We start from the raw sequence: 22613 nt of genomic DNA on the forward strand, positions 1-22613 counted from the left end.
CAATGCTTCCACGGGGGAACCGCAGGCCTGGACGGCCGCCTGCCGCGAAGGCTGACGAGACGCGGCAGCGGATTATCCAAGCTGCTCGTTTGGTCTTCAGTGAACGCGGCTACGACGGCGCGACGTTCCAGGCCATTGCGGCGCGTGCGGACCTGACCCGGCCGGCGATCAACCATTACTTCTCGAGCAAGCGGGCGCTTTATCGGGAGGTGCTGGATGACACAAACCAATTCGTGATCGGGGCCGGCATCAAACAAGCCGAACGCGAGACCACGCTGGTGGCGCGGTTGACGGCATTCATCTCGGAAGCGACCAGAGCCAATTCGAAGAACCCTGCCGGATCCGCGTTTCTAATCAGCGGTGTGCTCGAATCGCAGCGACATCCGGATTTGATAGGAACCGATAACGATTCCATACGGATCAGTCGGGAATTTCTGCTGCGTGTTATCAACGACGCGATCGAGCGCGGCGAAATCGTCGCCGACGTCGAGGCGACGGTGCTGGCCGAGGCGCTGCTCGTTCTCGTCTGCGGGGTGGGCTTGTATGCGGGCTACGTCGAGAGCCCGGAGAACCTGCTCGCGCTCATCGGAGTGATGCGCGGGCTACTGGAAGGTGCATTCCAGAAGCGCGAGGACTAGCGCGCTTCGGGCCGCAGTGAAGTTGCGCACAAAGCGTATAGGCTAACTAACTTATCCCGGTACCATGGTCGGGATATGACTGACCTGGATGCCTCGTTACCCCCGTCCGTACGGTCTGCCGGCGACAGCTGGACCATCACTGAGCTCGTCGGCGCCACCGCGCTGGGCGTCGCCGCGTCGCGCGCCGCGGAAACCGCCGGGCCCGATCCGCTGATCCGCGACGACTTCGCGCGCCTGCTGGTCTCGTCGGCCGGCCCGGCGTGGGCGCGGCTGGCCGACCCCGAGCTGGCCTGGCTCGACGGTGACGAGCACGGACAGCGCTCGCACCGATGCGGCATCGACTACCAGGCCGTGCGCACCCACTTCTTCGACGAGTACTTCGCGAACGCCGTCGGCGCCGGCATCCGGCAAGTCGTGATCCTGGCCGCCGGGCTCGACTCGCGGGCGTACCGGTTGGACTGGTCGGCCGGCACCACCGTCTACGAGATCGACCAGCCCCAGGTGCTGGAGTACAAGGCCGGCATCCTGCAGCAGCACGGCGCCGTGCCGTCCGCCATCCGGCACCCGGTCGCGGTGGACCTGCGTGAGGATTGGCCCGCGGCGCTGACCGCCGCCGGATTCGACCGTGCTAAACCGACCGCCTGGTTGGCCGAAGGGCTGCTCCCGTACCTGCCCAGCGACGCGCAGGACCGGCTCTTCGAGATGGTCACCGCGCTCAGCGCGCCGGACAGCCAGATCGCCATCGAAATGTTCGGCATGAATTCCCGGAGCAACTCGCAGCGCTGGCTGCGGATGCGCGACCGGCTCGGCCTGGACGTCAATGTCCAGGCGCTGACCTACCACGAGCCGGACCGTTCGGACGCCGCCGCATGGCTGGCCGACCACGGGTGGCACGTGCAGAGCGTGAGCAACCGCGACGAGATGGCCCGACTGGGCCGTCCGGTACCCGACGACCTGACCGACGAGGCGGTCCGCAGCACACTGCTGCGAGCTCGCCTCGGCAAGCCCACCGCCTGACCGAGCACCCATCCAAGGAGCACCGCCATGAGTTCACTGCGTACCCACGACGACACCTGGGACATCAAGAGCAGCGTCGGCACCACCGCGGTCATGGTGGCCGCTGCCCGGGCGATCGAGACCGAGCAGCCCGACGCGCTGATCCGCGACCCCTACGCCCGACTGCTCGTCAACAATGCCGGTGCTGAGGTCTTGTGGGAGGCCATGCTCGACCCGGACGTCGTGGCCAAGATCGAAGCCATCGATGAAGAGTCCGCCGCCCGGATGCAGCACATGCGCGGCTATCAGGCGGTGCGGACCCACTTCTTCGACTCATACTTCGCCGACGCTGTCGCCACCGGGATCCGGCAGGTGGTGATCCTCGCGTCCGGGCTGGACTCGCGGGCATATCGCCTCGACTGGCCGGCCGGCACCACGGTTTACGAGATCGATCAGCCCCAGGTGCTGGACTACAAGACCACCACGCTGGCCGAAAGCGGCGCCAAGCCTTCCGCCGATCGCCGCGAGGTGGCGATCGACCTGCGGGAAGACTGGCCCGCCGCGCTGCGCGCCGCCGGATTCGACCCGGCCCAGCCGACCGCCTGGCTGGCCGAGGGATTGCTGATGTACCTGCCCGCCGAGGCACAGGACAAGCTGTTCACCCAGATCGGCGAGCTGAGCCCGGCGGGCAGCCGCGTCTCCGCCGAAACCGCGCCGATGCACGCCGAGGAGCGGCGCCAGCAGATGCGTGAACGGTTCAAGAAGGTGGCCGACGAGCTCGGCCTGGAGGAGACCGTCGACGTCGGCGAGCTGATGTACCGCGACGAGCACCGCGCGAACCTCACCGACTGGCTCAACGAAAACGGCTGGCGCGCCACGGCGCAGAACTCGATCGACGAGATGCACCGCCTGGGCCGCGGGGTGCAGAGTTCCGAGGTGGACGAAGACAGGGACGCCTTCTCCGACTTCGTGGTCGCCGAGCGGCTGTAAAGCCAGGGCTTCGCGGCGCCTAACCTCGCACACCCGTCGCACGTCCACCGTTGGCTCGCGGCCGCGGTTACCGGGAATTCGCCTGGTCATCGGGGACAATGGTCACTCATTATGGCCAGTGGCGGATCCGATCAAGCGCACCGTTGGGCGCTGCGAAAGGGCCGGTTCGTTGCCGCCGTCGCTTCGGCCTCGGTCATGGCGATCACCGGTATGGGCTGGACGGGCTATCACACCGCGCTGGGCAAGATCATCATTTCGCATGCGCTACCGAATGCGGCGACGACGCTGGACGGCAACCAGAACATCCTGCTGATGGGTCTGGACAGCCGGCTGGACCAAAACGGTAAGCCGCTGCCCCAGGACATCTACGAGGCACTGCACGCCGGTGACGAGAGTTCCGGCGGCTACAACGCCAATGTCCTTATCGTCGTGCACATTTCGGACGGCGATGGGCCGGTCACCGCGATATCGATCCCGCGTGACGACTACGCGGAGTTGCCGGGCTGCCCGGGGTCGGTCTGCGCGGGCAAGATCAAACAGGCGTACGGCCTGGCCTACCAGCAGTCGCTGAATTCGCAGGCGGCCGGGAATTCGGGTGGGGCGGGCGCCAACAACCTGACGGCTCGAGAGCAGACCGCGCGCGAGGCCGGCCGCAAAGCCGAAATCAACGCCGTCAACGACTTTCTGGGTATCTCGGTCGACCACTTCGTCGAGGTCACGCTGGGCGCGTTCTTTCAAATCGCCAAGGCCGTCGAGCCGATCACGGTGTGCCTCAATGCCGATACGCGGGACAGCTATTCGGGTGCGGACTTCCACCAGGGGGTCCAGCGCATCGACGCCGCGGACGCGATGGCCTTTGTGCGGCAGCGGCGCGACGAAAACGACGGCTCCTTCACCGATTTCGACCGAACCCGGCGACAGCAGGCGTTCCTCGTGTCGTTGGTCGAGGCGGCTCGTAGCGGCGGCGCGCTGTCCAGCGTGAGCGGGCTGCGCAAGCTGCTGCAGGTCGCCCGCGACAACGTCGCCGTCGACGACGGCCTGGACATCATGGAATTGGCTTCGCGCGCCTCGCAACTGAGCGGGCGGCCGCTGTCGCTCTACACCCTGCCGATCGCCGGCTTCGGCAAAGACGCCAACGGGTCCGACATCAACCAGGTCGACCTGCCCACCATCCGGCGCATCGTCAACGAGCGCTTCATGTCGGACACACCGGTGGCGCTGGAGGCCGCATCACCGCCCACCCAGCCGCCGCCGGCGCCGGCCGAACCCGCGATTCTCGACGTCGTCAACGCCACCTCGCGGGACGGGCTCGCGAGCGCCATCGAGGAGTCCTTCGCCGGCCGCGGCTTCACCCGCGGCAGCGCCACGACCGCGGCGGTCCCGGCCGACGACAGCGTCATCGAATACGGCCCTGGGGCGGACCGGGCCGCGCAGGTCTTGGCCGATCAACTGCACGTGCCGGCGACGGCGAACAACGCCGTGGCCGCCGGGACGGTGCGGCTGACGGTCGGAACGCAGTTCCCCGCAGGGGACTACCTGGCCCACCCCGGTGCGACGACCGACCCGTCCGGGTCCGGGCAGGTGAGTGCGGTGGCCGCCACCGGCACCGGCGACCGCGCCCCGGCACCGACCGACCTCAGCCAGATGACCGCCGCGAACGTCCCCTGCGTCAAGTAACCGCACCGGTCGTCGCCCGTGCGGGACGACGGCCGGGGCGATCCGACCGGCAATACCGGGGTTGGCCGGATCCTTCCTATTGCTCTCCCAACCGGATGGTTAGTATCGCGGTTATCACCGACGAGCGGCCGCCACGCGGCGGGACCCTGCTCGGGAAGGACAATGATGACCACCGAATCGGTTGCATCGAAGACGCCGGACTCCACGAACGGGACCGCACCGACCGACATCCCCGCCACGGTTGCCCGGCTTCGCCAGACCTTCGCCACCGGACGCACCCGCGACATCGAATGGCGCAAGCGCCAGCTTCTCCAACTGGTGAAGCTGATGGAGGAGAACGAGGCCGCGCTGGCCGCGGCGCTCGCCGAAGACTTGGACCGCAGCCCATTCGAGGCCTACATCGCCGACATCGCCACCACCGCCGGTGAAGCGAAATACGCGGCGAAGCGGGTGCGCCGGTGGACGCGCCGCAAGTATCAGCTGCTCGAACTCCCGCAGCTGCCCGGCCGCGGCTGGGTGGAGTACGAGCCCTACGGCACCGTGCTGATCATCGGCGCCTGGAACTACCCGTACTACCTGACGCTGGGCCCCGCGGTCGGCGCCATCGCCGCCGGCAACGCCGTCATCCTCAAGCCCTCGGAGATCGCCGCGGCGTCCGCGCACGTGATGGCCGAGCTGGTGCCCAAGTACCTCGACAACGACGCCATCGCGGTGGTCGAGGGCGACGGCGCGACGAGCCAGGAGCTCATCGCGCAGGGCCTGGACCGCGTGCTGTTCACCGGCGGCACCGAGATCGGCCGCAAGGTCTACGAGGGCGCGGCGCCGCACCTGACCCCGTGCACCCTGGAGCTCGGCGGCAAGAGCCCGGTCATCGTCGCGGCGGACGCCGACGTGGAGGTGGCCGCCAAGCGGATCGCCTGGATGAAGCTGCTCAACGCCGGGCAGACCTGCGTCGCACCGGATTACGTCCTGGCGGACGCCACGATTCGCGATGAACTGGTCGACAAGATCAGCGCCGCCATCACGAAATTCACCTCCGACAAGCCGGACGGCATGCGGGTGGTCAATCAGCGCCAGTTCGACCGGATCAGTGGTTACCTGTCCGGAGGCGACGGCAAGATCACCGTCGGCGGGGCCTGCGACCCGTCGAGCCTGCGCATTCAGCCCGCCGTCGTGGTGGATCCCGACCCGAACGGGCCGCTGATGCAGAACGAGATCTTCGGTCCGGTCCTGCCGGTGATCACCGTCCAAAACCTGGACGAGGCAATACGTTTCGTGAACTCGCGGCCCAAGCCACTGTCGGCCTACCTGTTCACCAAGCGGCGTGAGACCCGCGAGCGGGTGATCAAGGAGGTGCCGGCCGGCGGCATGCTGGTCAACCACGTCGCCTTCCAGGTCTCGACGGCCAAGCTGCCGTTCGGTGGTGTCGGCGCATCGGGAATGGGTGCGTACCACGGCAAGTGGGGGTTCGACGAGTTCAGCCACCGCAAGTCGGTCTTGACCAAACCCACCCGGCCCGATCTGTCGAGCTTCATCTATCCTCCGTACACCGAGCGGGCCTTCAAGATGGCCCGCCGGATGTTCTGACACATTGCTTCAATTCGGTTGCTAGAACGAGTTTTTCACCAATAGAGAGGAAACTTATGCCCGGAGTGCAGGATCGCGTCATCATCGTCACCGGAGCCGGTGGAGGACTGGGCCGGGAGTACGCCCTGACCCTCGCCCAGGAGGGCGCCAGCGTCGTCGTCAACGACCTCGGTGGAGCCCGTGACGGAACGGGCGCCGGCCACAACATGGCCGACGAGGTGGTCAAGGAGATCAAAGACGCCGGCGGGCGGGCAGTCGCCAACTACGACAGCGTCGCCGAGTCCGAGGGCGCCGAGAACATCATCAAAACCGCGCTCGACGAATTCGGCGCCGTGCATGGCGTGGTCAGCAACGCCGGCATCCTGCGCGACGGCACCTTCCACAAGATGTCCTTCGAGAACTGGGACGCCGTGCTCAAGGTGCACCTTTACGGTGGTTACAACGTCATCCGCGCCGCGTGGCCGCACTTCCGTGAGCAGAGCTACGGCCGCGTGGTCGTGGCCACGTCCACCAGCGGGCTGTTCGGCAACTTCGGCCAAACCAACTACGGCGCAGCCAAACTCGGCCTCGTCGGCTTGATCAACAGCCTGGCGCTGGAGGGTGCGAAGTACAACATCCACGCCAACGCGGTCGCCCCGATCGCGGCGACCCGCATGACCGAGGACATCCTCCCCAAGGAAGTACTCGAGAAGCTGACGCCAGAGTACGTCGCCCCGGTGGTGGCCTACCTGTGCACCGAGGAAAATCCCAACAGCGCTTCGGTTTTCGTGGTCGGTGGCGGCAAGGTGCAGCGTGTCGCGCTGTTCCAGAACAAGGGCGTCAACTACGACAAGCCGCCGACGGTGGAGGACATCGCCTCGCAGTGGGGCGAGATCACCGACCTGTCCGCGGCAAAGCAGGCTGATTTCAAGCTGGGGTAAGCCGGTCGCGACCGGGTGGTCAGCGAGTCAGGCGAGCAGCTCGCCGCGCAGACGTTCCACGTCCGCCTCGCTGACACCCGCGTCGCGCAGATAGGCGTCCAGCGAACCGAATTTCTGGTCGATGGTCTGACGTGCGGCGTCCAGGTATTCGGGACGCACGCCGAGGACACCGTCGGCCAGCCGGGCCTTGGTGAACGTGACGACCTCCGGGGTCAATTCGACGTCAGACCGCTTCTGGATCATCTCGTAGATGTGATCGCGCAGTTGAGGCACCGCGGCGTTGCTGCGCAGGTAATCGGCGACGATGGTGTCGCGATCCACGTCCAGCACTTCCAGCACCGTGGCGATCACGAAACCCGTGCGGTCCTTGCCCGCAAAGCAGTGCGTGAGCACCGAACGCCCGGCGGCCAGCATCGAAAAGACTTGCCGCACAGCGCGTTGCGCCCCGTTGCGGGTAGGAAACTGCCGGTACTCGTCGATCATGTGCCGGATGGCGGCCTCGTTGACTTCTTCGTCGGATTGGCTGGCGTCGCCCTCGAACAGCCGCCGAAACGCGGTCTCGTGCGGCGCGTCGTCGTCGCTGGGCTGATCGTCGCCGAGGTCGGGCAGGGGGAGCCGGTGGATCTCGATGCCGTCCGGAACCAGACCCGGACCGCGTTTTGTGACTTCCTGGTTCGCGCGCAGGTCGGCCACGTCGGTGATGCCCAACTCGCGCAGCGTGGTGCGGCCCTGGTCGTCGAGCCGGCTCAGCTCACCGGACCGGAACAACCGCCCGGGCCGCAGCGCCGGCGCGCCGGCGGCGACGTCGCGAAAGTTCCACGCGCCGGACAGTTCTCGCAGCGCCTCAGTCATTCGGTGTGACCGCCGCAACGAAGGCCGATTGTTCGCGGCCGAGCTCGGTGCGCGCGATCGTCCGCATGTGCACCTCGTCGGGCCCGTCGAAGATCCGCATGGCGCGGTGCCAGCCGTACAGGCGGGCCAGCACCGTGTCGTCGCTGACGCCGGCGGCGCCGTGCACCTGGATCGCGCGGTCGATGACATCGCAGGCCACCTGCGGCGCCACCGCCTTGATCTGCGAGACCAGCAGGTGCGCGGCCTTGTTGCCGTGCTGGTCGATCGTCCACGCCGCTTTTTCGCAGAGCAGTCGGGCCTGGTCGATCTCGTTGCGGGACTTGGCAATTGCCTGCTGCACCAAACCCTGGTCGGCCAGCGGCCGGCCGAATGCGATGCGGTTGTTCGCGCGGTGCACCATCAGCGCCAGGGCGCGTTCGGCCCCGCCGAGGGCGCGCATGCAGTGGTGGATGCGGCCCGGTCCGAGCCGGGCTTGGGCGATGGCGAAGCCGCCGCCCTCCTCACCGAGCAGGTTGGTGGCCGGCACCCGGACGTTGTCGTAGACGATCTCGCAGTGCCCGTGCTGGTCCTGCCAGCCGAACACCGACGTGGATCGCAGCACGCTCACGCCCGGGGTGTCCATCGGTACCAGCACCATCGACTGCTGCTGGTGGCTCGCGGCCTCAGGATTGGTGCGGCCCATCACGATCAGGATCTTGCAGCGCGGGTCGGCCGCGCCCGACGTCCACCACTTGCGGCCGTTGATGACGTAGTCGGCGCCATCGCGCACGATGGCCGTCTGGATGTTGCGGGCGTCGCTGCTCGCGACCGCCGGCTCGGTCATCGAGAAGGCGCTGCGGATCTCGCCGGCCAGCAGCGGCTCCAGCCACTGCTTGCGCTGCTCCTTGGTGGCGAACAAATGCAGGGTCTCCATGTTCCCGGTGTCCGGGGCCGCGCAGTTGACCGCCTCGGGGGCGAGCTCCAGGCTCCAGCCGGTCAGCTCGGCCAGCGGGGCGTATTCGAGGTTGGTCAACCCCGACTCGGCCGGCAGGAACAGGTTCCACAGGCCGCGCTCCTTGGCCTTGGTTTTGAGTTCCTCGATGACGGGCGGGACCGTGTGGTCGTGCGGGCCGGCTTCTTCGCGGTATTTGTCGTATTCGGCCTCCGCCGGAAAGACGTATTCCGTCATGAAGTCGGACAGTCGCTTGTGGTAGTCGCTGGCTTTGGCCGACATCGCGAAGTCCATGCCCGTCACGATAGGACACGTGTCGAGTCGCCGCGTTTCCGGTCGTCAGCGCGATGCTTACGCCGCGGTGAAGACGCGCCGGCGCGGGCGGCACGATGGACGGCATGAGTGAATCCCGCCCCCCGTTGCCTCCGTTCACCCACGAAACCGCGCTGCAGAAGGTGCAGGCGGCCGAGGACGCGTGGAACAGCTGCGATCCCGAGCGCGTCAGCCTGGCCTACACGGTCGATTCGCACTGGCGCAATCGCGACGAGCGCATCATCGGCCGCAACGAGATCGTGGCGTTCCTGACTCGCAAGTGGGAGCGCGAGCTGGATTATTCGTTGCGCAAGAGCCTGTGGAGTTTCAACGGCAACCGCATCGCGGTGCGCTTCCAGTACGAGTGCCACGACCAGTCCGGCCAGTGGTACCGCAGCTACGGCAACGAGCTGTGGGAGTTCACCGAGTCGGGCCTGATGGCGCGCCGCGAAGCCAGCATCAACGACGTGCCCATCGACGAATCGCAGCGGCGCTACTTCGGGCCGCGCCCGGAGTCCGAACACGGCCAGGAGTTCCCGCTCTGGTAGCCGCGTGGCGACGATGCGGCCGGCGTAGCCGGGTGCGGAGGAGGCGCGCAATCAAGCCGCGTGGCGACGATGCGGCCGGCGTAGCCGGGTGCGGAGGAGGCGCGCAATCAAGCCCCGCCACCGGACCTCGTGCACAACGCCGTCTTGTGACGTCACAACTGCGCGGGCGCTACTGCGCCGCCCTGTGGCGGCGAACCATCGACCGGAGCGTCGATCGCCCGGGGCGGGGGTATCCCGCTCCGGTGGTCCGGAGCCGTTCGCGCGTCCATGGTGAAACCTGGTTAAGGTAGCGAAGCGCGCGGCCGAGCCGGCGCCACGCCCATCGGCAGGGACAGTACGGGAAAGTACGGAAAGTAGATGTACGCGCCATGACAAATGCGCAGACGACGGTAGGAGTGGTCGCCGAATCCGGCGCCGACGAGCGGCGGGTCGCGCTGGTGCCGAAGGCGGTCGCGTCGCTGGTGGGCAGCGGCGTGGCGGTGGTGGTCGAGTCCGGTGCGGGCGAACGGGCGCTGCTGCCCGATGAGCTCTACACCGAGGCCGGGGCCAGCATCGGGGACGCGTGGGGCGCCGAGGTGGTGGTCAAGGTCGCGCCGCCGACCCAGGCCGAGGTCGCCAAGCTGCGCAGCGGCCAGACGCTGATCGGTTTCCTCGCGCCGCGCAACGCCGAGAACTCGATCGGCGCACTGAAGCAGGCCGGCGTGCAGGCGTTCGCGCTCGAGGCCATCCCGCGAATCTCCCGGGCGCAGGCGATGGACGCGCTGTCGTCGCAGGGCAACGTGTCCGGCTACAAGGCCGTCCTGCTGGCGGCCTCGGAATCCACCCGCTTCTTCCCGATGCTGACGACGGCGGCCGGCACCGTGAAGCCCGCCACCGTGCTGGTGCTCGGAGTCGGTGTGGCCGGGCTGCAGGCGCTGGCGACGGCCAAGCGGCTGGGCGCGCGCACCACCGGCTACGACGTCCGCCCCGAGGTGGCCGACCAGGTGCGCTCGGTGGGCGCGCAGTGGCTCGACATCGGCATCGACGCCTCCGGCGAGGGCGGCTACGCCCGCGAGCTCACCGATGAGGAGCGCGCCCAACAGCAGAAGGCCCTGGAAAAGGCGATCAGCGGATTCGACGTCGTGATCACCACGGCGCTGGTCCCGGGACGCCCGGCGCCGCGCCTGGTCACCGCGGCCGCGGTGGAGGCGATGAAGCCCGGCAGCGTGGTGGTGGACCTGGCCGGCGAGACCGGGGGCAACTGCGAGCTCACCGAGCCCGGGCAGACGGTCGTCAAGCACGACGTCACCATCGCCTCGCCGCTGAACCTGCCGGCCACCATGCCCGAGCACGCCAGCGAGCTCTACAGCAAGAACATCACCGCACTGCTGGACCTGCTGCTCACCGACGGCAAGCTGGCCCCCGACTTCGACGACGAAGTGATCGCAGACTCGTGTGTGACCCGCGATCGGAAGGAGTCGTAGATGTACGACGAGCTATTGGCCAACCTGGCGATCCTGGTGCTGTCCGGATTCGTCGGGTTCGCGGTCATTTCCAAGGTGCCCAACACGCTGCACACGCCGCTGATGTCGGGCACCAACGCGATCCACGGCATCGTGGTGCTGGGCGCGCTGGTGGTGTTCGGCTCGGTCGAGCATCCCTCGCTGGCGGTGCAGATCATCCTGTTCGTCGCGGTGGTGTTCGGAACGCTGAACGTCATCGGCGGATTCATCGTCACCGACCGGATGCTGGGCATGTTCAAGGGCAAGAAGAAACCCGTGCCCGCGAAGGCCGAGAAGGCAGAAGGGTCGGCGGCCAAATGAACTACTTGGTAGTCGGCCTCTACATCATTTCCTTCGCCCTCTTCATCTACGGCCTGATGGGCCTGACCGGTCCCAAGACGGCGGTGCGGGGCAACCTGATCGCCGCGGTGGGTATGGCCATCGCGGTGGCGGCGACCCTGATCAAGATCCGCCACACCGACCAGTGGGTGCTGATCATCGCCGGCCTGGTGGTGGGCGTCGTACTCGGCGTCCCGCCCGCGCGCTACACCAAGATGACCGCGATGCCGCAGCTGGTGGCGTTCTTCAACGGCGTCGGCGGTGGCACGGTCGCGCTGATCGCGCTCTCGGAATTCATTGAGACCAGCGGCTTTTCGGCTTTCCAGCACGGCGAGTCGCCGACCGTGCACATCGTGGTGGCGTCGTTGTTCGCCGCGATCATCGGCTCGATCTCGTTCTGGGGATCCATCATCGCGTTCGGCAAGCTGCAAGAGATCATCTCCGGATCGCCGATCGGCTTCGGCAGGGGGCAGCAGCCGATCAACCTGCTGCTGCTGGCCGCCGCGGTGGCCGCCGCCGTGGTGATCGGTCTGCGCGCGCACCCCGGCAGTGGCGGGGCGCCGTTGTGGTGGATGATCGGGCTGCTGGCCGCCGCGGGTGTGCTCGGCCTGATGGTGGTGCTGCCGATCGGCGGCGCGGACATGCCCGTGGTCATCTCGTTGCTGAACGCGATGACCGGGCTGTCGGCCGCGGCCGCGGGCCTGGCGCTGAACAACACCGCGATGATCGTGGCCGGCATGATCGTCGGCGCGTCCGGTTCGATCCTGACCAACCTGATGGCCAAGGCGATGAACCGCTCGATCCCGGCGATCGTCGCGGGCGGCTTCGGCGGTGGCGGTGTCGCCCCGGCCGGCGGCGACACCGGCGACAAGACCGTCAAAGCCACCTCGGCCGCCGACGCCGCGATCCAGATGGCCTACGCCAACCAGGTGATCGTGGTGCCCGGCTACGGCCTGGCCGTCGCGCAGGCCCAGCACGCCGTGAAGGACATGGCGGCCCTGCTGGAGAACAAGGGCGTCACGGTGAAGTACGCGATCCACCCGGTTGCCGGGCGGATGCCGGGGCACATGAACGTGTTGCTGGCCGAGGCCGAGGTCGACTACGACGCCATGAAGGACATGGACGACATCAACGACGAATTCGGCCGCACCGACGTCGCGATCGTCATCGGCGCCAACGACGTCACCAACCCGGCGGCGCGCAACGACGCGTCCAGCCCGATCTACGGCATGCCGATCCTCAACGTCGACAAGGCCAAGTCGGTGATTGTGCTCAAGCGGTCGATGAACTCCGGCTTCGCCGGCATCGACAACCCGCTGTTCTACGGCGAGGGCACCAGCATGCTGTTCGGCGACGCGAAAAAATCGGTGACCGAGGTCGCCGAGGAACTCAAGGCGCTGTAGCGACGAAAGCGCCTGTGCGCTGGGAGTTTAGACGGGCGGGTAGGCCGGCGGCGGGTATCCGTTTCCGTCGGTGACCCCGCGCAGACCCCAGGTCAGGTAGCGCATGAAGAACTCGATCTCGTCGCTTCCGTCGTAATCCGGACTCGGATCCATCGGCCCCACCTCTCGACTCATCGCGTTCGATGAGGAGTCTAGTCGCATACGCATGCACGTGACACCCGGCATTTTTGCATAAACTGTCCAACCAGTTGATTGATAGCTATTCTGGCCGAACCGGCCCTGGCCTGGCGATACCGACGATAGTGAGAACAGATGTCCACCGACAGCATCACCCCGAATGGGCTGACCCGGCGCGAAGAGCTGCTGGCGGTCGCCACCAAGCTGTTTGCGGCGCGCGGCTATCACGGCACCCGGATGGACGACGTGGCCGACGTGATCGGCCTGAACAAGGCGACCGTCTACCACTACTACGCCAGCAAATCGCTGATCCTGTTCGACATCTACCGCCAGGCCGCCGAGGGCACGCTGGCCGCCGTGCACGACGACCCGTCCTGGACGGCGCGCGAAGCCCTCTACCAGTACACCGTCCGCCTGCTCACCGGCATCGCCAGCGATCCGGAGCGCGCCGCGGTGTACTTCCAGGAGCAGCCGTACATCACCGAATGGTTCACCAGCGAGCAGGTCGCCGAGGTCCGCGAGAAAGAAGCCCAGGTGTACCACCATGTGCACGGCCTGATCGACCGCGGGATCGCCAATGGCGAGTTCTACCCGTGCGATTCGCACGTGCTGGCGTTGGGCTACATCGGCATGACGCTGGGCAGCTACCGCTGGCTGCGGCCCAGCGGCCGGCGTTCGGCCAAGGAGATCGCCGCCGAGTTCAGCACGGCGCTGCTGCGCGGGCTGATCCGCGACGAAGCCATCCGCACGACGTCTCCGCTGGGACCCTAAGCGCGCAGGTGCTTGTCGAGGAACGCCAGCTGGTCGGCGACCACACGGTCGAAGGCGTCGTCGACGTAGATCGCGAAGTGGCCCTCGGGGTACAGCCTGACCTCACCGCGGGGCGCTTTGGCCGCGTGGCGCAGCGTCGCCGACGCGGGAGCCACTGAGTCGGCTTCGCACACACAGAACAGGATCGGGCAGGCGATCTTTTGCGTGTCACGTCCCGGGCGATAGGTGAAGACCTGCAACCCGATTCGCGCGGCGACCTCGTTGCATAGCTCGACCCCGTCGGGCACCAACCGCAGGTAGCCCGGATACGCGTCGGGCGTAGTCATCAAGGCGACCTCGCCGGGCTTGCCCACCGTGGCGACCATCACCGGCGGCCTGCCCCGCCGGCGTGCGAGAAGGTCGCGCACCGCCCGGGCGGTGATGCGCGCGACGATCAACGGGTTGGTGACGGTGCGCGCCGACGCGAGACCGTCTGTGAAGGGACATTGGGCGACGGCCGCGGCGATGCCCGGCAACCGGGCCGCCGTGGCGATCACGTGACCGCCGGCAAAAGAGGTGCCCCACAATGCGATCCGGTCGGGGTCGATGCCCGGCAGGGTGCGGGCAAAGGCGACGGCCGCGGCCCAGTCGGCGAGCTGCATGCCGACGTCGAGGACCTGACGCGGGCGGCCCTCGCTGTCGCCGAAGTTGCGGTAGTCGAACACCAGGCAGGCGTAGCCGGCCGCGCTGAAGCGTTCCGCGTAGGCGTCCAGGCGCATGCTCCGCACCGCCCCCAGCCCGTGCGCCATCACCAGCAGCGGCGCGGGCCCGTCGCCCGGCGGCCGGTACAGCCAGGCGCTGATCAGGTCGTCGCCGGAGGCGAACTGAAGGTCTTCGCGTTGTGTCATCAGGGACTGATTCTGCCCCCGCGGGCCGCGGTCAGTCAGGCAGGTATGCTCCCCAAAATTTATGGACTACTGTCTAGAAAAGTTGTCCAGCGTTCGAGGGACGGAGACTCTCATGGCGATCCGCGTCGCGCATGTCGGTACCGGGAATGTCGGCGGGCTGGCACTCGCCGAACTCATCACCAACCCCCAGTTCGAGCTGACCGGGGTGTGCGTCTCGACTCCGGAAAAGGTGGGCAAGGACGCCGGCGAGCTGTGCGGCGTCGGCCTGGACACCGGTGTCGTCACCGGCGTCACGGCCGTCAATGACCTGGACGCGATCATCGCCGCCAAGCCCGACTGCGTCGTCTACTGCGCGATGGGCGACACCCGGCTGCCCGAGGCGATGGCCGACGTCATGCGCATCCTGGCCGCCGGCATCAACGTCGTCGGCTCGTCGCCGGGCCTGCTGCAGTACCCGTGGGGCGTCATGCCCGACAAGTACATCGCCCGCGTGGAAGACGCTGCCAAGCAAGGCAATTCGAGCATCTTCATCAGCGGGGTCGACCCGGGATTCGCCAACGACCTGATCCCGTTCGCGCTCGCCGGTACCTGTCAGCGCATCGAGCAGGTGCGCTGCATGGAGATTCACGACTACGCCAGCTACGCCGGCCAGGAAGTCATGGAGTACATGGGATTCGCCCGGCCCATGGACGAAGTCCCGATGCTGCTGCAGCCGGGCATCCTCAGCATCGCCTGGGGCACCGCGATCCGTCAGCTCGCGGCCGGCCTCGGCATTGAGGTCGACGAGATCACCGAGTCCTACCAGCGCGAGCCGGCGCCGGAAGATTTCGACATCGCCGTCGGCCACGTGGCCAAGGGCACGGTGGCCGTGCTGCAGTTCGAGATTCGCGGCATGGTCAAGGGCCACCCGGCCATCGTCATCGAGCACGTCACCCGATTGCGGCCGGACCTGCGCCCCGACCTGCCCCAGCCCGCCTCCGGCGACGGCTCCTACCGCGTCGAGATCACCGGCGAGCCGTCGTATGCGGTCGACATCATCCCGAGCAGCCGCAAGGGCGACCACAACCACGCGGCGATCGCGGGCGCCGCGGGCCGCGTCGTCAACGCCATCCCCGCGGTGATCGCGGCGCCGCCGGGCATTCGGACCACACTTGATTTGCCGCTGGTAACGGGCAAAGGCCTTTACGCACCAAGCACTTTGGTGACCACCTAAATCGAAAGGAGACCTACGTGGGTCGGGTAGACGGCAAGGTAGCGCTGATCAGTGGTGGCGCCGGCGGTATGGGAGCCGAAGACGCGCGGCTGCTGGTCGAGGAGGGCGCCAAGGTCGTGATCGGCGACATCCTGGACGACCAGGGCAAGGCGCTGGCCGAGGAGATCGGCGACTCCGCGCGCTACGTGCACCTCGACGTCACCCAGCCCGACGAGTGGGACGCCGCCGTGGCCACCGCGGTCGGCGAATTCGGCAAGCTCAACGTGCTGGTCAACAACGCCGGCACCGTCGCGCTCGGCCCGCTGAAGAGCTTCGATCTTGCCAAGTGGCAGAAGGTGATTGACGTCAACCTGACCGGGACCTTCCTGGGCATGCGGGCCTCGGTCGAGCCGATGATCGCGGCCGGGGGCGGCTCGATGATCAACGTGTCGTCCATCGAGGGCCTGCGCGGCGCGCCCATGGTGCACCCCTACGTCGCCTCCAAGTGGGGCGTTCGCGGCCTGGCGAAGTCGGCGGCACTGGAGCTGGCACCGCACAACATCCGCGTCAACTCGGTGCACCCGGGGTTCATCCGCACCCCGATGACCGCCCACCTGCCCGAGGACATGGTGACCATTCCACTCGGGCGTCCGGGCGAGGTCCGGGAAGTCGCGACCTTCGTGCTTTTCCTGGCCAGCGACGAGTCGTCCTACTCCACCGGTAGCGAGTTCGTGATGGACGGCGGCCTGGTCACCGACGTGAATCACAAGGAGTTCTAGGGCGGTGCTATAACACCGAGCATGCTGCGCAGCCTGGCGAGCCTGGTCGGATCGAACCACGTCCTCACCGACCCCGATGTGCTGGCGGCGCGCAGCGTCGACCACACCGGCCGGTACCGGGGCAAGGCGAGCGCGCTGGTGCGGCCGGGCTCGGCCGAGCAGGTCGCCGAGGTGCTGCGGGTGTGCCGGGACGCCGGGGCGCACGTGACGGTGCAGGGCGGCCGGACCTCACTGGTGGCCGGCACCGTTCCCGAGCACGACGACGTGTTGTTGTCCACCGAGCGGCTGCACGCCGTCGGCGACGTCGACACCGTCGAACGCCGCATCGAGGTCGGCGCTGGAGCCACCCTGACGGCGGTCCAACGGGCCGCGGGCGCGGCCGGTTTGGTGTTCGGCGTGGATCTCGCGGCCCGCGACACCGCGACGGTCGGCGGCATGGCGTCGACGAACGCCGGCGGCCTGCGCACGGTCCGCTACGGCAACATGGGCGAACAGGTGGTCGGCGTGCAGGTGGCCCTGCCCGACGGCACGCTGCTGCGCCGGCACAGCCGGGTGCGCCGGGACAACACCGGCTACGACCTGCCCGCGCTGTTCGTGGGCGCCGAGGGCACCCTGGGCGTCATCACCGAGCTGGACCTGCGGCTGCACGCCACCCCGTCGCACCGGGTGACGGCGATCTGCGGGTTCGCCGACCTCGAGGCGCTGGTGACCGCCGGGCGCACCTTCCGCGACGTGGACGGCATCGCGGCCCTGGAATTGATCGACGGCAGGGCCGCCGCGCTGACCCAGGAGCACCGCGGCGTCGGCGCCCCGGTCGCCGGCGAGTGGCTGCTGCTGGTGGAGCTGGCCGCTGATCATGACCAGACCGAGCGGCTGGCCGAGCTGCTCGATGACGTGCCGATGCGCGCCGATCCCGCCGTCGGCGTGGATCTCGCTGCGCAGCAACGGTTGTGGCAGGTCCGCGAATCGCTGGCCGAGGTGCTCGGCGTGTACGGGCCGCCGCTGAAGTTCGATGTCTCGCTGCCGCTGTCGGCGATCAGCGAATTCGAAAGCCACGCGGTCGATTTGGTTCACACGCATGCCCCCGACGCGCTGCCGGTGCTGTTCGGCCACATCGGCGAGGGCAACCTGCACCTGAACGTGCTGCGCTGCCCGGCCGACCGGGAGCGGGCGCTGTACGAGCCGATGATGGACCTCATCGCGCGATCGGGCGGCAACGTCAGCTCCGAACACGGCGTCGGCAGCCGCAAACGGCCCTACCTCGCCATGTCCCGAGGACCCGCCGACATCGCCGCGATGCGGACCCTCAAGGGCGCGCTGGATCCGACCGGCTATCTGAACGCCGCGGTGTTGTTCGACTAGCTGGCCTTGATGCCCACCGCGTGGCGCAGCTGCGCCAGGAACTGATCGGCGTCGTCGCTTCGCACGATGTAGTGCGATATCGCAATCCGGATGACCGTCGCCGCCTTCACCGCCGCGTTGGGCCCGGGGAGGTGGCGCTGCAGACCCTCGCGCATCTGCGGGATGACCCAGGAGAACTGGGCGATGGTGTGCTCGGGCTCGACGTCGACCATGCGCACCCCGGAGTACGAATGCTGGTACTCGACGATGAACCGCAGCACCGCGTCGAGCTTGTCCACACCCTTCAGGCCCGCGGTGGCCTTCACCAGACCGCTTTCGAAGATCTGGCGCTCGTAGCTCGAAAACGCCGACAGCAACTCCTCTTTCGACGCGAACCAGCGGTATAGCGTCGGGCGGGAGACGCCCGCCTGGGTGGCGACGTCGGACAGGCTGAGCTTGGTCTTGCCGTTGCGGCCGAGCACCTCGGCGGTGGCCGCCAGGATGCGCTGACGCGTCGAGGTGTCGGTTTCGGCGATCGTCGTCGCCCGGGCCGGCTGGCTCATGATTCAAACTTTACGAAGTGTCGCCGAGGTGTCATGGTCATTCGCTCCCACGTTAGGCCCGAGGCGGGCGCCGGCGCACCAGAACCGACTGCTGGATGGCGCCGACCGCGCCCTGCTCGTCGAACAACGTGCCGATGGTCGTCCCGATGCCGTCCGGCCCGTAGCTGGTCTCCGCCCGAATGCCGATCCAGTCGCCGTCAGGAACACGAAATACGTGCACGGCCAGATCGGTGTTGAGGAAGGTCCATTTGGTGATGTCGAGCTTGCTGCCGATGCCGTTGGCGCAGTCGGCCACCGCGAACAACCGTTCCAGCTGCGTCATGGATTCGCCATTGACCAGGTCAACGGTCGGGTTGATCCAGGATTCGCCCGGCCCCTTGCTGAGCGGCTCGGTCAGCCACAGCCACTGAAGGCTGTGCACGTAGTTGCGATCCCAGTCCCGCGCCTTGAGGTTGCGGTCGAAGGCCTCCGCCCGTGCGCCGGGCAGTGGCGCCGAAGCGTGCGCCAGTGACTCCGTGTCCTGGCGCTGCAACCGCCATCCGCTGGCGCGCGCCACCGGCCGCGGTGTGCCGTCAGGACCGGGGGCCAGCATTTCGGCGCTGAGCAGTTCGATCTGCTTGCCGGGGCGTTGCACCTCCGCGCGCACCCACAGATCGCCCTCGGCCGGCACCCCGCCCAACAGGTCGATGACGACCCGGGACAGGCGCGTGTCGTCGCGCTGCTCGCACCGCTCCAGCGCCCGGACCAGCAGCGCCGACACCGGGCCCCCGTGCTGGATGGCCGCCGACCAGGTGCCGCGCGCCAGATCGGTCGCCCGGAACCTCTCGCCAGTGCCGGCGTCGTCACCGGCCGAGTCGATCAGCTCGTAGTAGGCGTCGGTCATCGTCAACCTCTCGGGTCAGGGCAGGCCGGCGCCGGGAGTGGTCACCGTGACGGCATCCAGCCGGGAAAGCCGGGTGCCGACCAGGCGCTGAGGATAGGCCTCCGTGCTCGACAACAGAAACAGCGTCCGGCGCTGCGGGCCGCCGAGGGCGCACGCGATCGCGACCCGGTCGCCCATGTCGATGCGGTCGGTCACGGTGCCGCCCGCCACGATCCGCTCGAACTGGTGGGCCAGCGTCATCGACGCCCACACCCCACCCTCGGCGTCCAGCGCGATGCCGTCGGGCGGGCCGTCCAGGCCGTCGGCAAAAACCCGGCGGTCGGACAGGGCGCCGTCGTCGGCGATGGAAAACGCGGTCAGCCGCCGGCCCGTCGATTCGGCGACGATCAGCGTCCCGCGATCCGGGGTGATCGCCATGCCGTTGGGAAAGTCGAGGCCTTCGGCCACCACGGTGGCGCCGTCGTCGGGGTCCAGCCGAAGGATGACCCCACCGCGCAGCGCCTGGCAGCCGATGTACGCGCGGCCCGCGTCGTCGATGACCATGTCGCCGAGGCTGGCCGGCGCCAGGTCGGCGAGATCGGCGATGGTGGCCACGGTTTCGCCGTCATAGCGCAGCACCTGCCGGTCCTCGGTCGAGGCGATCAGCAGCGACCCGTCGGGCCGGAAGCCCAGACCCGACGGCGAATTACCGGGCAACGGCAGCGTGGTCAGGGAGCCACCCATGGTCGCGGTGTGGACGGCCTCGCCCAGCATGTCGGAGAACCACAGCAGGCCCTCGAACCAGCGCGGGCCCTCGCCGAAGCAGAATCCGTTGGCCACCGGCTCGGGAATCATTCGTCCCCGCCTTCGGCAAATCGGTCCGCTTTACAAAACACCGAAAAAGTGTCATGCACCGCGGGTACCGGTGTCAATCTGCCGATCGGGCGAGCTCCCGCGCCACGGCCTCGTGGTAGGCGTCGATCTTGGCCGGATTGGCCTGGAGAAAGAGCTGATCGGGCAGCGGGGCGTGCTTGTGCGCCTCGATCGTCATGGTCCGGGAGAACAGCGTGATGTCCTGCCCGGGCCTGGTGAAGCGGTACGAGACCGTGATGCGGCCCTCCATCCCGCCTTGGAAAATACCGCCCGCACGGTCATGGCCCAGCCGGCCGATCGAGGTGAACACGAACAGCGTCGGGCGCACCGCGGCGGCCAGCTGCCAGCTGAAGACCCGGTCGCCGTCGGGACCGGCTTCCTCCCAGGTGTCGCCGACCTTCAGCGGCAGCTCCGGCAACTTGCCGATGTGCGCGCTGCCGGGATAGGTCTTCGTCCAGTTCTGCGGGTTGGTCACGAAGTCGTACACCGTCTCGGCGGACTGCGTGAACGCGGTCTCTGAAGTGGTGGTCACGATGCCCAATGGTGTTGCCTCCCTATGCGTTCCGTCGTCCCGTCGATCGGCGGGGCCGCCGTCTTGTTAGCCGAGCTTTACAAATCCTACTCAAAGTGTCACGCTGAGCGCTGAGCCGCGAGCGCGAGAGGTGGAGTGGGTTGACGAAGGCGTCTGAGGAATCCGCGCAGACCGAATGGACCGTGCAGGGCCTGCTGGATCTGTTCGACGTGCAGGCCGACGGGGACGACCGGTTCACCGGCGACACCGGCATCGCGGCGGGCGACGAACGCCAGGTGGTGGAGGGCACCCAGGTGCTCGCGCAGGCGATCGTCGCCGTGGCCAAGCGGTTCCCCGACAAGTCCGTGCGCTCGGCGCACGCGGTCTTCTCGCGCGCGGTGGTCGTCGGTCCGCCGATCGAACTCGTCGTCGACGTCGTGTCCGAAGGCCGGTCCACCGCCACGGCGGTGGTCGCCGTGCACCAGAACGGCCGGCGCTGCCTGAGCATCACCGTGCTGGCCGACGTCCCGACCGACGATGTCATCCGGCACCACCTGCCGCGCCCCGAGGTCGCCGCCCCGGCGGACGCGAACCACTCGCCGATGCCGATGGTGGGCCGCGAACTGCGCCTCGTCGACGTCGTCGACGTCAACAGCCCCGACGAGGTCGGCCCCCCGGAGCTCTACGCGTGGTTGCACTACGACCCGATCCCGACCCGCGACGAGTTGGCCAAGGCGCTGCTCGCGTACTTCACCGGTCACCTGGGCATCTCCACCACGATGCGGGCCCACGAGGGCATCGGCACCGCCCAGGCGCACCTGACCGTGTCGACCGCACCGATGAGCATCTCCGTCGCGTTCCACGAACCGGTGGACTGGACCGGGTGGCTGCTGTACACGCACGAGAGCACCCAGGTCGGCGCGGGCATGTCCTACGTGCGCGGCACCGTGCACTCCGAAGAGGGTGAGCTGCTGGCCTCGTTCGCCCAGGAGGCGCTGATCCGCCCGCTGCGCACCAGCGACACGGCGATCGACTCGCGCGCGCGGTTCTAACGGCCATGCGGTTCACCATCACCCACCCGATGCACAGTCATCCGTACAACCCGGAGCTGGTGAGCGGGGACGGTATCGGCAAGGTGGCCGCGGCGACCGAGGCGGCCGGGATTCACGGTTTCGGCTTCACCGATCACCCGGCGCCCTCACAGCGATGGCTGGAGGCCGGCGGACACGACGCGTTAGACCCCTTTGTCGCGCTGGGTTTCGCGGCGGCTACGACGTCCACGCTGCGGCTGATCCCCAACATCGTGGTGCTGCCGTACCGAAACCCGTTCGTGGTGGCCAAGTCCGGTGCCACCCTGGATCTGCTCTCCGGTGGTCGGTTCACGCTCGCGGTGGGCGTGGGCTACCTCAAGCGCGAGTTCGCGGCGCTCGGGGTGAGCTTCGACGAGCGCGCCGAGTTGTTCGAGGAGTCCCTCCAGGTGATCCGGGCCATTTGGACCGGAGACGATATCTCCTTTGAGGGCAAGCATTTCAGTGCGCGTGGCATCACCGCGCATCCCCGGCCGGTGAGCGATCCGCATCCGCCGATCTGGATCGGCGGCAATACGTCGTCGTCGCGGCAGCGGGTGGCCCAGTACGGTGACGGCTGGTGCCCCTTCCCCGCACCGCCGCAGCTGGCCCAGACGGCCGGCACCGCCGTCATCGACTCGGCGCAGAAGCTCGCCGACGGCATCGACGATCTGCGGCGCAGATGCGATGTGGCGCAGCGGGATTGGTCGGGCATCGACATCACCTTCACCAACTTCGAGGGCGGCGGCCCGGCGAGCGACGACTTCAACGCCGACGCCTACCTCGAGGGGCTGGACAAGCTGGCGAAGCTGGGCGTGACGTGGGTCAGCATCCACCTGCCCGGCGACAGCATGACGCACGCGCTCGAGACCCTCGACCGGTTCCGCACCCTGGTCGTCGACGCGGCTTAGTTGGA

24 protein-coding genes are annotated in these 22613 nt (G+C 68.0%); 16 read left to right on the forward strand and 8 right to left on the reverse strand.

The genetic code is table 11. From position 1 onward, the window contains the following. Nucleotides 1-2: 2 nt before the first annotated feature. From A5760_RS20630 to A5760_RS20655, 6 genes are all read left to right on the forward strand, one after another. A complete protein-coding gene (locus A5760_RS20630) occupies nucleotides 3-638 on the forward strand; it encodes a TetR/AcrR family transcriptional regulator (protein ID WP_064884191.1) in 636 nt (211 codons plus the stop codon). Between the two features lie 75 nt (nucleotides 639-713). Beyond that, nucleotides 714-1655, forward strand: coding sequence for a class I SAM-dependent methyltransferase (locus tag A5760_RS20635; RefSeq protein ID WP_064884193.1), 942 nt, complete (start codon nucleotides 714-716; stop codon nucleotides 1653-1655). A 27-nt stretch (nucleotides 1656-1682) separates the two neighbouring features. After that, entirely contained in the window at nucleotides 1683-2624 is a 942-nt protein-coding gene (locus A5760_RS20640) for a class I SAM-dependent methyltransferase (protein ID WP_064884195.1), read from the forward strand. A 111-nt stretch (nucleotides 2625-2735) separates the two neighbouring features. Beyond that, on the forward strand, nucleotides 2736-4301 hold the full coding sequence (locus tag A5760_RS20645; protein WP_064884197.1) for an LCP family protein: 1566 nt from the start codon (nucleotides 2736-2738) through the stop codon (nucleotides 4299-4301). A gap of 162 nt (nucleotides 4302-4463) precedes the next feature. Further along, the gene (locus tag A5760_RS20650) at nucleotides 4464-5888 is read left to right on the forward strand and encodes an aldehyde dehydrogenase family protein (protein WP_064884199.1); all 1425 of its coding nucleotides are present in this window, start codon (nucleotides 4464-4466) and stop codon (nucleotides 5886-5888) included. Nucleotides 5889-5944: 56 nt separating this feature from the next. After that, nucleotides 5945-6808, forward strand: a complete 864-nt coding sequence (locus A5760_RS20655) for an SDR family oxidoreductase (protein WP_064884201.1) — start codon at nucleotides 5945-5947, stop codon at nucleotides 6806-6808. Between the two features lie 27 nt (nucleotides 6809-6835). Here A5760_RS20655 and A5760_RS20660 read toward each other — a convergent pair whose 3' ends face one another. Continuing rightward, complete coding sequence (locus A5760_RS20660) at nucleotides 6836-7660, reverse strand: tyrosine-protein phosphatase (protein WP_064884204.1); 825 nt, start codon at nucleotides 7658-7660, stop codon at nucleotides 6836-6838. Then, a complete protein-coding gene (locus A5760_RS20665) occupies nucleotides 7653-8873 on the reverse strand; it encodes an acyl-CoA dehydrogenase family protein (protein WP_064884287.1) in 1221 nt (406 codons plus the stop codon). Before A5760_RS20665 ends, A5760_RS20660 begins: the two co-directional genes overlap by 8 nt. 116 nt (nucleotides 8874-8989) lie before the next feature. Between A5760_RS20665 and A5760_RS20670 the strand changes: the two genes are divergently transcribed. The 4 genes from A5760_RS20670 (at nucleotide 8990) to A5760_RS20685 (ending at nucleotide 12674) form a co-directional block, all read left to right on the forward strand. Further along, nucleotides 8990-9451, forward strand: a complete 462-nt coding sequence (locus tag A5760_RS20670) for a DUF1348 family protein (RefSeq protein WP_064884289.1) — start codon at nucleotides 8990-8992, stop codon at nucleotides 9449-9451. Nucleotides 9452-9819: 368 nt separating this feature from the next. Further along, nucleotides 9820-10914: a Re/Si-specific NAD(P)(+) transhydrogenase subunit alpha gene (locus A5760_RS20675; protein ID WP_064884205.1), complete on the forward strand. Its 1095-nt coding sequence runs from the start codon at nucleotides 9820-9822 to the stop codon at nucleotides 10912-10914. After that, nucleotides 10915-11253, forward strand: coding sequence for an NAD(P) transhydrogenase subunit alpha (locus A5760_RS20680; protein WP_064884207.1), 339 nt, complete (start codon nucleotides 10915-10917; stop codon nucleotides 11251-11253). It begins immediately after the preceding gene. Further along, nucleotides 11250-12674, forward strand: coding sequence for an NAD(P)(+) transhydrogenase (Re/Si-specific) subunit beta (locus A5760_RS20685; RefSeq protein WP_064884209.1), 1425 nt, complete (start codon nucleotides 11250-11252; stop codon nucleotides 12672-12674). The genes A5760_RS20680 and A5760_RS20685 overlap by 4 nt, the downstream gene beginning before the upstream one ends. Nucleotides 12675-12701: 27 nt before the next feature. On the opposite strand, the gene A5760_RS26760 is transcribed toward A5760_RS20685, so the two are convergent. Then, nucleotides 12702-12827, reverse strand: coding sequence for a hypothetical protein (locus tag A5760_RS26760; RefSeq protein ID WP_003874194.1), 126 nt, complete (start codon nucleotides 12825-12827; stop codon nucleotides 12702-12704). A gap of 159 nt (nucleotides 12828-12986) precedes the next feature. Here A5760_RS26760 and A5760_RS20690 point away from each other — a divergent pair, with 159 nt between their 5' ends. Next, nucleotides 12987-13622, forward strand: a complete 636-nt coding sequence (locus A5760_RS20690) for a TetR/AcrR family transcriptional regulator (RefSeq protein ID WP_064884211.1) — start codon at nucleotides 12987-12989, stop codon at nucleotides 13620-13622. On the opposite strand, the gene A5760_RS20695 is transcribed toward A5760_RS20690, so the two are convergent. Continuing rightward, nucleotides 13619-14509, reverse strand: coding sequence for an alpha/beta hydrolase (locus A5760_RS20695; RefSeq protein WP_064884214.1), 891 nt, complete (start codon nucleotides 14507-14509; stop codon nucleotides 13619-13621). The two genes, A5760_RS20690 and A5760_RS20695, sit on opposite strands and share 4 nt — an antisense overlap. Nucleotides 14510-14621: 112 nt before the next feature. Between A5760_RS20695 and A5760_RS20700 the strand changes: the two genes are divergently transcribed. The 3 genes from A5760_RS20700 to A5760_RS20710 are packed head-to-tail and all read left to right on the forward strand — an operon-like array spanning nucleotide 14622 to nucleotide 17842. Further along, the gene (locus tag A5760_RS20700) at nucleotides 14622-15722 is read left to right on the forward strand and encodes a hypothetical protein (protein ID WP_064884216.1); all 1101 of its coding nucleotides are present in this window, start codon (nucleotides 14622-14624) and stop codon (nucleotides 15720-15722) included. Nucleotides 15723-15739: 17 nt separating this feature from the next. Next, nucleotides 15740-16480, forward strand: coding sequence for a glucose 1-dehydrogenase (locus A5760_RS20705; RefSeq protein ID WP_064884218.1), 741 nt, complete (start codon nucleotides 15740-15742; stop codon nucleotides 16478-16480). Between the two features lie 21 nt (nucleotides 16481-16501). After that, nucleotides 16502-17842: an FAD-binding oxidoreductase gene (locus tag A5760_RS20710; RefSeq protein WP_064884220.1), complete on the forward strand. Its 1341-nt coding sequence runs from the start codon at nucleotides 16502-16504 to the stop codon at nucleotides 17840-17842. Here the strand turns inward: A5760_RS20710 and A5760_RS20715 are convergent. The 4 genes from A5760_RS20715 to A5760_RS20730 form a co-directional block, all read right to left on the reverse strand. Continuing rightward, nucleotides 17839-18384, reverse strand: a complete 546-nt coding sequence (locus tag A5760_RS20715; RefSeq protein ID WP_064884221.1) for a TetR/AcrR family transcriptional regulator — start codon at nucleotides 18382-18384, stop codon at nucleotides 17839-17841. The two genes, A5760_RS20710 and A5760_RS20715, sit on opposite strands and share 4 nt — an antisense overlap. A gap of 52 nt (nucleotides 18385-18436) precedes the next feature. Continuing rightward, nucleotides 18437-19267 (reverse strand): thioesterase family protein, encoded by an 831-nt coding sequence (locus A5760_RS20720; RefSeq protein ID WP_064884223.1) that lies wholly within the window; start codon nucleotides 19265-19267, stop codon nucleotides 18437-18439. Nucleotides 19268-19282: 15 nt separating this feature from the next. Then, nucleotides 19283-20101 carry an SMP-30/gluconolactonase/LRE family protein gene (locus A5760_RS20725; RefSeq protein ID WP_064884225.1) on the reverse strand — a complete coding sequence of 273 codons (819 nt, stop codon included), beginning with the start codon at nucleotides 20099-20101 and terminating at the stop codon, nucleotides 19283-19285. A gap of 73 nt (nucleotides 20102-20174) precedes the next feature. Then, nucleotides 20175-20660, reverse strand: a complete 486-nt coding sequence (locus A5760_RS20730) for an SRPBCC family protein (RefSeq protein ID WP_064884227.1) — start codon at nucleotides 20658-20660, stop codon at nucleotides 20175-20177. Between the two features lie 131 nt (nucleotides 20661-20791). Here A5760_RS20730 and A5760_RS20735 point away from each other — a divergent pair, with 131 nt between their 5' ends. Together A5760_RS20735 and A5760_RS20740 are read left to right on the forward strand one after the other, a co-directional pair. Further along, nucleotides 20792-21682: an acyl-CoA thioesterase gene (locus A5760_RS20735; protein ID WP_064884229.1), complete on the forward strand. Its 891-nt coding sequence runs from the start codon at nucleotides 20792-20794 to the stop codon at nucleotides 21680-21682. A gap of 5 nt (nucleotides 21683-21687) precedes the next feature. Further along, a complete protein-coding gene (locus A5760_RS20740) occupies nucleotides 21688-22608 on the forward strand; it encodes an LLM class F420-dependent oxidoreductase (protein ID WP_064884231.1) in 921 nt (306 codons plus the stop codon). Nucleotides 22609-22613: the final 5 nt, after the last annotated feature.

It is taken from the genome of Mycobacterium colombiense, assembly GCF_001665835.1.
GTDB classification, from domain to species: domain Bacteria; phylum Actinomycetota; class Actinomycetes; order Mycobacteriales; family Mycobacteriaceae; genus Mycobacterium; species Mycobacterium colombiense_A.